This window comes from Robertmurraya korlensis NBRC 107688 (genome assembly GCF_001591645.1).
GTDB lineage: Bacteria > Bacillota > Bacilli > Bacillales > Cytobacillaceae > Robertmurraya_A.
In genome coordinates this window covers 19,193-28,588 of the sequence record NZ_BCVH01000033.1, presented here as the reverse complement: position 1 = coordinate 28,588, position 9,396 = coordinate 19,193, and the positions used below count along the sequence as shown (strand labels likewise).

Annotated in this window: 13 protein-coding genes; 4 read left to right on the top strand and 9 right to left on the bottom strand. The window is 37.3% G+C overall.

Annotated elements, in window-relative coordinates; genetic code table 11:
- Positions 1-31: 31 nt before the first annotated feature.
- The 3 genes from BKO01S_RS22570 to BKO01S_RS22560 all read right to left on the bottom strand — a co-directional run bounded on the left by BKO01S_RS22570 (position 32) and on the right by BKO01S_RS22560 (position 1,655).
- Entirely contained in the window at positions 32-493 is a 462-nt protein-coding gene (locus BKO01S_RS22570; RefSeq protein ID WP_066059923.1) for a GNAT family N-acetyltransferase, read from the bottom strand.
- On the bottom strand, positions 480-1,277 hold the full coding sequence (locus BKO01S_RS22565; RefSeq protein ID WP_066059921.1) for an inositol monophosphatase family protein: 798 nt from the start codon (positions 1,275-1,277) through the stop codon (positions 480-482). The genes BKO01S_RS22570 and BKO01S_RS22565 overlap by 14 nt, the downstream gene beginning before the upstream one ends.
- Positions 1,278-1,460: 183 nt before the next feature.
- A complete protein-coding gene (locus BKO01S_RS22560; RefSeq protein WP_066059919.1) occupies positions 1,461-1,655 on the bottom strand; it encodes a YkzI domain-containing protein in 195 nt (64 codons plus the stop codon).
- Positions 1,656-1,852: 197 nt separating this feature from the next.
- Here BKO01S_RS22560 and BKO01S_RS22555 point away from each other — a divergent pair, with 197 nt between their 5' ends.
- A complete protein-coding gene (locus BKO01S_RS22555; protein ID WP_066059917.1) occupies positions 1,853-2,473 on the top strand; it encodes a DUF1054 domain-containing protein in 621 nt (206 codons plus the stop codon).
- A 77-nt stretch (positions 2,474-2,550) separates the two neighbouring features.
- Here the strand turns inward: BKO01S_RS22555 and BKO01S_RS22550 are convergent, their stop codons facing one another.
- Positions 2,551-2,820: a UPF0223 family protein gene (locus tag BKO01S_RS22550; RefSeq protein ID WP_066059915.1), complete on the bottom strand. Its 270-nt coding sequence runs from the start codon at positions 2,818-2,820 to the stop codon at positions 2,551-2,553.
- A 188-nt stretch (positions 2,821-3,008) separates the two neighbouring features.
- On the opposite strand from BKO01S_RS22550, the gene BKO01S_RS22545 reads away from it, so the two are divergent.
- Positions 3,009-4,478: an aminotransferase class I/II-fold pyridoxal phosphate-dependent enzyme gene (locus BKO01S_RS22545; protein WP_066059913.1), complete on the top strand. Its 1,470-nt coding sequence runs from the start codon at positions 3,009-3,011 to the stop codon at positions 4,476-4,478.
- Positions 4,479-4,548: 70 nt separating this feature from the next.
- On the opposite strand, the gene BKO01S_RS22540 is transcribed toward BKO01S_RS22545, so the two are convergent.
- Complete coding sequence (locus BKO01S_RS22540) at positions 4,549-4,677, bottom strand: GapA-binding peptide SR1P (RefSeq protein ID WP_066059912.1); 129 nt, start codon at positions 4,675-4,677, stop codon at positions 4,549-4,551.
- A 181-nt stretch (positions 4,678-4,858) separates the two neighbouring features.
- Positions 4,859-5,158 (bottom strand): DUF3055 domain-containing protein, encoded by a 300-nt coding sequence (locus tag BKO01S_RS22535; RefSeq protein ID WP_066059910.1) that lies wholly within the window; start codon positions 5,156-5,158, stop codon positions 4,859-4,861.
- A gap of 183 nt (positions 5,159-5,341) precedes the next feature.
- Between BKO01S_RS22535 and BKO01S_RS22530 the strand changes: the two genes are divergently transcribed.
- A complete protein-coding gene (locus tag BKO01S_RS22530) occupies positions 5,342-5,776 on the top strand; it encodes a DUF1885 family protein (protein ID WP_198158873.1) in 435 nt (144 codons plus the stop codon).
- 45 nt (positions 5,777-5,821) lie between these two features.
- Here BKO01S_RS22530 and BKO01S_RS22525 read toward each other — a convergent pair whose 3' ends face one another.
- Positions 5,822-6,058 (bottom strand): hypothetical protein, encoded by a 237-nt coding sequence (locus BKO01S_RS22525; protein WP_369691015.1) that lies wholly within the window; start codon positions 6,056-6,058, stop codon positions 5,822-5,824.
- A gap of 176 nt (positions 6,059-6,234) precedes the next feature.
- Between BKO01S_RS22525 and BKO01S_RS22520 the strand changes: the two genes are divergently transcribed.
- Entirely contained in the window at positions 6,235-6,612 is a 378-nt protein-coding gene (locus tag BKO01S_RS22520) for a hypothetical protein (RefSeq protein WP_066059904.1), read from the top strand.
- A 33-nt stretch (positions 6,613-6,645) separates the two neighbouring features.
- Here BKO01S_RS22520 and lpdA read toward each other — a convergent pair whose 3' ends face one another.
- Entirely contained in the window at positions 6,646-8,055 is a 1,410-nt protein-coding gene (gene lpdA, locus BKO01S_RS22515; protein WP_066059902.1) for a dihydrolipoyl dehydrogenase, read from the bottom strand.
- A gap of 4 nt (positions 8,056-8,059) precedes the next feature.
- Entirely contained in the window at positions 8,060-9,379 is a 1,320-nt protein-coding gene (locus tag BKO01S_RS22510) for a dihydrolipoamide acetyltransferase family protein (protein ID WP_066059900.1), read from the bottom strand.
- Between the last annotated feature and the right edge of the window lie 17 nt (positions 9,380-9,396).

The following is a 9,396-nucleotide window of genomic DNA, read 5'->3' as shown; positions in this document are numbered from 1 at the left end:
CTGAAGGGTTGGCATTTGCCAACCCTTTTTATTACAAAGGAGAAACCATAATTAAAAACATTTGATTTTGTTCATCTTTTTCAATCTTAAACTGTTCAAAATAACAATCTGATAAAAATTGGATCCAAATATGGGCATCAACAGGAACCCCTGCAAAAATAGCTTTATGTCCCTTTTCCTGCAACTCTTCTTTTAACTGTTGTACTACTCTTATACCTAGGCCTTGTCTACGTTCGTTTGGTTGTACAATAATCGTTCCAATCCAAGGTTTAGTATTTGAAGGGGCATTCTCCAAGTGATAAGTGATCGCTACATCACTCTCATCTTGCTCCCATATTCTCCATTCCCCTTCATTATACTTCTGTATATACTCTTTTGTAGTCAATTGATTCATTTCAAGCGATCTCCAAAGGGTATCAAACTGTGTAAAGTAATTAATTAGTGTAGAATCCGACTCACGCATTTTCCGGTATTGAATGTTACCATTTTCCATTGCTCAGAAAATCCTTTAATACCGCCTCATGTAAGCTTGCATTTGCAATTAACACCGAATTTTCTCCGAGTAAGTTAAGCTTCTCTCCCTTTAAGGTTGAGCACACTCCTCCAACCTCTTCCACCAGGATAATACCTGCTGCAAAATCCCATGGAGATAACCGAAGCGTCATATAAGCATCTAGTCTCCCTGCTGCGACATAGGCCATCTCAATCGCTGCTGAGCCATATGATCTAGTTCCTCTCACTGCTTTTACAAGTGGTGATAAGATACTACTATCAATTCTTCGGTTCTGAGTGACCCACGTACTATTTATTCCGATAACTGCTTCTTCCACCTTTACAGGTGAAAGCGGAGAAAGTCGGTTATTATTTATGTATGCTCCCTCACCCTTTTTGGCATGGTACAGCTCATCATGAACAACATCGTAAATAAGGCCGATTTTACCGACACCATCTTCATAAACACCAACCGATATGGCGAAGTTTCTTTGTTGATGAATAAAATTCATCGTACCATCAATAGGATCGATAATCCAAACTACCCCAGACAATTCTTTAGGATTACTTCCTACACCTTCTTCCCCTAATACGCGATGGTCTGGAAAATGGCTTTTTAATTGATGTATGAAATACTCTTCAATTTCCTTATCCATGTTTGTAACGAGATCATTTGCATGTGATTTGGTTTCAATATTTAAGACCTTAGAAAATGACTTTTTAATTCGTTCACCGGCTTCTTTGACTAATTGTTTAGCAAATATGTCTACCGCATTAATATCCATTTATATCATCTCTTTTCTATGTAAATATCTTATTCTTATAGAGTAAAACAATTCCATTCAACAAACAACTGATACGAATGCGCGAAAATAAAATAGGCGATCATAAGTATAAACTTAATGTTCGCCTTTATGATTCCCATTGTATTTTTTTAAAATCCATCCATGTGTACCGTCCTTACAAAATTACAACGCCTTTAACTTTACCAATTCCATTCTAATTCTTTCTAGCTTTTCTTTTACTTGAGTTTTCTTTTTTTCATTTTTCTCCGTCATCGCTTCAAATAATGTGGCAAGTTCGTAATCCATTTCCAAGCGTAGAACAGCCGTTCTTTCTCTTTCTGCGTTATTCTTTTTCGCTGAGCCAATCAGCTGTTTCATAGTAATACACCCCTTTTTATAATAATGAATTTTCAGATAATTTTTACTATTATAATATGAACAAAAGGCTTTTGATGCAACTAATTTGCGCTTTTGCCTAATTAATTTATTTTTTTAGCAAAAGTCAACATATTTCTCGTTTTTTCTACCATATGCTACAATTACCTACAGAGAGACTTTTTATGGGAGGAAAAACAATGACATTTTCTGGATTTACTGAAGAGGACTTTGAAGTTTTTAATATAGATGGTTTGGATGCAAGAATGGATGCCTTAAAGAATACAATTAGACCAAAGCTTGAAGCACTAGGAGAACATTTTTCTCCTACTTTATCAGCTATAACTGGAAATGAAATCTTTCCACATGTAGCCAAACATGCAAGGAGAACAATTAACCCACCTAAAGATACATGGGTAGCTTTCTCTAGCAGTTCAAGAGGGTATAAAATGCTTCCACATTTTCAAATCGGGTTATGGGAATCTCATGTTTTTGTCTGGTTTGCTATGATTTATGAAGCTACGAATAAAGCTGATTTTGGTAAGACATTAGAAAAAAACCTTGCTTCCATTTACAAAAATACACCAAAGCATTTCGTATGGTCTGAAGACCATATGAAACCAGGTGCTACCACACATCAACAACTGAAGGAAGAAGACCTGCGACTAATGTTCGAGAGACTACAGACGGTTAAAAAAGCAGAAATATTATGTGGTATTCATATAGAGAAAAAAGATGCAATAAACATGTCTTCTTCTGATTTTCTAACAGAAGTTGAGGGTGTCTTTAAAACTTTATTACCCCTGTATAAATTAGTGTAAACAGGTTTATGAAAAATTGGGCAAGTTTTTAAAAAAGGGAGCCATGAAGATGATTTCTTCACAATGGCTCCCTTTTCTTATTTCATTTTTATTTTTTCTGAATTACCCTCTTTTGCTTTTTTTACAATTAAGTAAGTGGAATACCCACTGGACTCCGCAAATTCATCACATATCTTTTTTTCTTCTGACTTACTCGGGACAATCTCCTTAAATCTACGATACGATTTCATAAATATGTCGCGGTCCACTCCTTTTTCATATGCGGCCTCAACTAGTTCATAAAACTTAATTACATCGATAATTTCATCTGTTGACCATGTATGGTCAATCGGGTATTGATATTCCAAAGTACACACACTCCGTTACATTTAATTTCCTTTTAAAGTGTACCCTAAAAATAAGTTACAAAGCAATCCGACATAATAATGAAATAGGGATATGTTTTTCTATGCAACGAAAGTGAATAATGCTATAATTTCTCTTGTTTTATGGGTGAAATTAACCTAACTATTAATTAAAGAGGTGTGGAATTACGTTGTCTCAATACGAAACACCGTTATTTAGCGGACTTATAGAGCATGCAAAGAAGGATCCAGTTCAATTTCATATTCCTGGTCATAAAAAAGGAACAGGGATTGATCCGGAATTTAGACATTTTATAGGCGATAATGCGTTGTCGATTGATTTAATTAATATTGGTCCCCTCGATGACCTTCATCAACCAAAGGGTATGATTAAGCAAGCACAGGACCTTGCGGCTGAAGCTTTTGACGCGGATCAAACATTCTTTTCCGTTCAAGGGACAAGCGGAGCTATTATGACGATGGTCATGACTGTTTGCGGACCTGGGGATAAAATTATTGTTCCTAGAAACGTTCACAAGTCTGTTATGTCAGCGATTGTTTTCTCTGGTGCTACCCCCATTTTTATTCATCCAGCCATTGATGAAAAATTAGGCATCTCACATGGTATTACGACTGATTCAGTGGCACGTGCACTAGAACAGCATCCAGATGCAAAAGGTGTTTTAGTGATTAACCCGACATACTTTGGAATGGCTGCAGACCTAAGAAAGATTGTAGAAATCGCTCATTCCTACAAAGTACCCGTACTTGTAGATGAAGCACATGGGGTACATATCCACTTTCATGAAGACCTTCCTTTATCTGCAATGCAGGCAGGTGCAGATATGGCAGCGACGAGTGTTCATAAGCTTGGAGGCTCCATGACACAAAGTTCTATTTTAAATATTAAAGGGAATCTAATTAATCCAAAACGTGTGCAATCCATATTGAGCATGCTAACGACTACTTCAACTTCTTACCTATTACTTGCATCTTTAGACGTGGCCCGTAAAAGACTTGCTACTGAGGGCAAGGAATTAATCAGTCAGACAATTGAGTTGGCTCAATATATTCGCCGAGAGGTAAATTCAATCCCGCATCTTCTATGCGTTGGTGAAGAAATTCTTCAGTTGGATGCCGTTTATGATTATGATCCAACAAAGCTAATTATTTCTGTGAAAGAACTCGGATTATCTGGCTTTGATGTGGAAAAATGGCTCCGTGATAACCACAATATAGAGGTTGAAATGTCTGACTTATACAATATTCTCTGTATCGTAACACCTGGTGACACGAAAAGAGAAGCAGATATCTTAATAAGTGCTTTAAAGGAGCTTGCGGCTCAGCCAATTAATAACAATGATATGGTTAAGGCAGAGGTACTTTTACCAGATATCCCTTTATTAGCATTAACACCAAGAGATGCTTTTTACGCAAAAACAGAGCTAGTCCCTTTTGACGAATCTGAAGGGAGAATTATAGCGGAATTTATCATGGTATATCCCCCAGGTATCCCCATTTTTATCCCAGGGGAAATTATTACCGAAGATAATCTAACATATATCAAAAAAAATATGGAGGTCGGTCTTCCTGTACAAGGTCCAGAAGATTTTGATCTTCGTTATTTACGAGTGATTAAGGAACAGAAGGCTATTAGATAGAAAATAGAGCGAGGGATATCCCCTCGCTCTTTATTTAATACACATATTCCAATATGCTATTACATATAATTTACTTCTCTTCTTCCCCTTGTGTTTGACAACAATCTCTACAATGTGACTTCGCATAAAGAACGGTAACTTTTTCATCCTCAAAATGATCAATCGTTGAATTACAAGCTTGACATACGATAATTCCCATTTTTTTCATTCCCCTTTATCCGTATTTAATCACATGTTTTGAAAACGCTTCAACATCCTTATTCCAATAATAATATAACACTATTAATTTATCAAGCCTAAATTGTATAACACATTAAAAAATTATATGGCTAAAAAAGACAAAAAAATAACAGACCTATTTGGTCTGTACAAAGTCAATTTTATTCATATTGTGTTTGAAAAGGTGTTTCTGGTAATGCCTCCGTAAAGAATTCAACCAAATCCTTCGCTTGCTGAAGATCCTTTATTCTGAATGCTGACTGAATGTATTCGATATCTTCGAGGTCTTTAGGGTCGAGGAGAGTAGAGCGGCCAGTTTGCATACAAATTACGAGAGGCTTACCAAAAAACATATCCGTGTAAACAATTCCAAAGTCATAGCGCGTTTGTTCTGTAGCAAAACCGACAAATCGTACTCTGACCTTTTCATGCTCATCATAGAGCTTGTCAAAAAAATCCATTATTGCCACCTCCTGAATTTTTTTAATATTTAGAATTTTATTATATCTTACATACACAAGGAAAATCAACCCACTTCATAAAAAGTTATCTTGTGTTGTGTTGTACTTTAATTTTATACAATGCTAGAATGATATTGAGCAAAGAAATTTGTATATTTTCGTACAATTAATGGGGGGATTATGGTGGCTACTAACGCATACATAAAGCTCGTGCCAGCATCAATAAAAGAAAACGTTACCACAGATGAAATAAAGGAGCTTTTTCGATACTATAAGGACATTACCTCAAAGACAGGCAAACAACTGGATTGGAAATATGAGGATTCAGCCTTCCCTTATGACATAAAGGAAGAGCCATCTGGAAAAGGCTTTTGGTTCTATTTGCATTCCAATGAGGACAGATATCATGCCATCCTACTTGGGGTAGACCAAGAAGAAATTGTAGATATGGATGGAATTGAGAGCAAACAAACATATATTCAAGTCACTCTTCCCGAATCTTCAACTTTTGGTGACAAAGGGAAAGCAAATGAATTTTGTAAGTTTCTAGCTAAAAAGCTTCAGGCAGAACTTCATTTGTTTAATGGCAGAATCATGTACTACTACCCAAGAAAATAACAATTAGGAGCAAGTAGCTAATCATTTAGCAACTTGCTTTTTTGTTTAGTAAACTAAAAACGTCATGGTAAAATGAACAGAACTGTATAGCATCAAGCTAATCAATGTCACAATCATTGTCTTTTTAGGTGACCGAATGATATGGTTCCCTGTTGAAATGGCTATGTAAAAAAAGACAAAAAACATTAAAATATTATAGATTAGTTGATCATGCTTCGAAAGCCACTCTGTAAGCGTGTATCCACTCCAAATCATGAATTGTATGATAATTACTACGTACACCTTCAAATTGTTCACCACCGGTCTCTATTCTTCTAATCTTACTTGTCCTATTTTATTTTATGTCTATACTTCTCATTCTATTTTTCATTTCTGTAACAAATAGATGACATTGAATAAAATTTTCCAACTCTATGGTAAAATATGTTCGAAAATTACAAAAAAATGGAGGCGGTATTTTGAAAGGGTTTTCTACGTTTATATTGATTATGCTCTTACTGACTATCGTCTCCTGTGATCGTTCACAAACGAATCATGGATTTCCTTTTGATAAAAATGTCAAACAGCTAATTTTTCTTTCTGATGAATCGGAGTATCAATATGAGGCAGCCTATTACGATGCTTTAATAGAATTGAAAAAGACCTATCCTGAGACCGTTAAAAACATGAAGACGATTAATCCAAATCACTCTGAAGAATACCTTGACCTTCTAACCATAAAAGAAAATCCAGCCATAATCGTAGTTTATAATAATGAAATAGTTGTCACAGTAAACGGAGTAGAATCTGTTGAAGAAATTGTTCAGCCTATAGCAAAGGTTCTAGAAGAGAAATAAGACCCGCCTCCAAAAGGAAACAGGTCTTATTTTTTATTTTACAATATGAATTGGATTTCCAAGTGCAACTTCAGCAGCTTCCATCGTAATCTCACCCAATGTTGGATGTGCGTGGATCGTCATTGCTAAGTCTTCAGCAGTCATTCCTGCTTCAATAGCTAGGCCTAATTCAGCAATCATATCAGATGCGCTAGGACCAGCGATTTGTGCTCCGATAACTAATCCATCTTCCTTACGAGTTATTAGCTTTAAGAAGCCTTCTGCAGCGTCTAGTGCCAGTGCACGACCATTTGCAGCGAATGGGAACTTAGCCGCAATGATATCGATTCCTTCTTCTTTTGCTTGCTTCTCCGTATAACCTACTGATGCTAACTCAGGATCAGAGAATACTACTGCAGGAATAGCTAAATAATCGATTTCAGATGTGTGACCAGCAATCGCTTCAGCAGCAATTTTACCTTCGTATGATGCTTTATGAGCCAACGGAGGACCCTCTACTACATCACCAATTGCATAGATATTGCTTACATTCGTACGACATTGCTTATCGATTTTTACAATTCCTCTTTCTCCTAGTTCAACACCTGCTTGCTCTAATCCAAGCTCATCCGTGTTAGGACGACGACCAACCATTACGAACACGTAGTCCGCTTCAACAGATTGTTCTTCTCCCTTTACTTCATAAGTTACTGATACACCAGTTTCTGTTTCTTGAACACCCTTTGCTAGTGCCTTCGTAATGATTTCCGCACCCTTTTTCTTAAGGTTACGTGAAACGATTGCAGACATTTGCTTTTCGAAGCCATTAAGGATTTCATCAGAACCTTCTAGGATCGTCACCTTTGTTCCGAAATTAGCATATGCTCCACCAAGCTCCGTTCCAATATATCCTCCACCAATAACAACGATATGGTTAGGAATTTCTTCTAATGCAAGAGCACCAGTTGAATCAAGTACACGCTTAGTGTATTTGAATTGTGGTAATTCAATTGGACGTGAACCAGTTGCAATAATAGCGTTTTTAAACTTATATGTTTGTGCGGAATTTTCATCCATTACACGAACAGTTGTGTTATCAACGAAATACGCTTCTCCACGAACAATGTCAATCTTATTTCCTTTTAAAAGTCCTTCTACACCGCCAGTCAGCTTCTTAACAACTCCAGCTTTCCAAGCTTGAACTTTTGAAAAGTCCACTTTAACGTTCTCAGCTGTAATACCAATCGCATCAGAATGTTTTGCTGTTTCATAACGGTGACCAGCAGCAATCAATGCTTTTGAAGGAATACAACCAACATTTAAACACACTCCACCAAGAGTGGCTTTTTCTACAATCGTTACCTTTTGTCCTAGCTGTGCAGCACGAATAGCAGCTACATAACCTCCAGGACCTGCACCAACGACAAGTGTATCTGTTTCAATCGGAAAATCTCCAACTACCATGTTTTTACGCCTCCATTAACAATAGTTCTGGATCGTTCAACAAGCGCTTAATATGGTTAAGAGCATGCTGAGCTGTTGCTCCATCAATCATACGATGGTCAAAGCTTAAAGATAAAGCAAGTACTGGTGCAGCAACAATTTCACCATTTACAACGATTGCTTTTTCTGCAATACGGCCAATCCCAAGAATAGCTACCTCAGGGTGGTTAATTACAGGAGTAAACCATTGACCACCAGCAGAACCGATGTTTGTGATTGTGCAAGAAGCACCTTTCATCTCATCAGGAGCAAGCTTTCCATCACGTGCTTTTCCTGCAAGTTCATTAATATCATTTGAAATCGTAAAGATCGACTTGCGGTCTGCATCCTTAACTACAGGTACCAGTAAGCCTTTTTCAGTATCTGCAGCGATTCCGATATTGTAGTAGTGCTTATGAACGATTTCGCTTGTTGCATCATCAATAGATGTATTTAAAGCTGGGAATTCACGTAAAGCACTTGTTAATGCTTTAACTACATAAGGTAAGAAAGTTAGCTTAATACCTTTGTTTGCTGCTACCTCTTTATACTTCTTACGGTGAGCAACAAGCTTTGCAACATCAATTTCATCCATTAATGTTACGTGTGGAGCTGTGTGTTTTGAGTTAACCATAGCTTTTGCAATTGCTTTACGGATTCCGCTCATCTTCTCACGAGTTTCTGGATATTGACCTTGTGGAATCGGTGTAGCTGCAACCTTAGCTGTTTCTTGAACAGCTTCAGTAGAAACTGCGTCAGCTGCTGGAGCAGTTTCTACTGCAGCAGGTGCTGTACCACCATTTAGGAATGCTTCAATATCTTCTTTTAATACGCGGCCGTTCTTCCCAGAACCAGAAACTAATGCAATATTTACGCCTTTTTCACGTGCATGCTTTCTAACAGAAGGCATTGCAATAACGCGACGGTTAGGATCAACTGCTGGTTGAGTCTCTGCAATCCCGTTATTAGTCGTGCTAGCTTCTGCAGAAGGAGCTTGTTCAGGTGCTGCTTCTTCTTTCGGAGCTTCCTCATCATGGTCGTCACCTTTAAATTTAAGGTTTTCATAACCAGGAGCATCAAATGTAATTAGTACTTGACCTACTGTTGCTACTGTTCCTTCGCCAACAAGTACGTCCTCTACTGTACCTGCAACTGGTGATGGGATTTCAACAACTGCTTTATCATTTTGCACTTCACAAAGTACATCGTCTTCTTGAACTTTATCGCCTGGTTTAACAAACCACTTAACGATTTCACCTTCATGGATACCTTCACCGATATCCGGTAATTTAAATTGGAATGACATGAATTCACCCTCCTATA

Bases quoted from the DNA above. Each gene is read 5' to 3' on its own strand.
- BKO01S_RS22570 (WP_066059923.1), bottom strand. From the start codon at position 493: ATGGAAAATGGTAACATTCAATACCGGAAAATGCGTGAGTCGGATTCT.
- BKO01S_RS22565 (WP_066059921.1), bottom strand. From the start codon at position 1,277: ATGGATATTAATGCGGTAGACATATTTGCTAAACAATTAGTCAAAGAA.
- BKO01S_RS22560 (WP_066059919.1), bottom strand. From the start codon at position 1,655: ATGAAACAGCTGATTGGCTCAGCGAAAAAGAATAACGCAGAAAGAGAA.
- BKO01S_RS22555 (WP_066059917.1), top strand. From the start codon at position 1,853: ATGACATTTTCTGGATTTACTGAAGAGGACTTTGAAGTTTTTAATATA.
- BKO01S_RS22540 (WP_066059912.1), bottom strand. From the start codon at position 4,677: ATGGGAATTATCGTATGTCAAGCTTGTAATTCAACGATTGATCATTTT.
- BKO01S_RS22535 (WP_066059910.1), bottom strand. From the start codon at position 5,158: ATGGATTTTTTTGACAAGCTCTATGATGAGCATGAAAAGGTCAGAGTA.
- lpdA (WP_066059902.1), bottom strand. From the start codon at position 8,055: ATGGTAGTTGGAGATTTTCCGATTGAAACAGATACACTTGTCGTTGGT.
- BKO01S_RS22510 (WP_066059900.1), bottom strand. From the start codon at position 9,379: ATGTCATTCCAATTTAAATTACCGGATATCGGTGAAGGTATCCATGAA.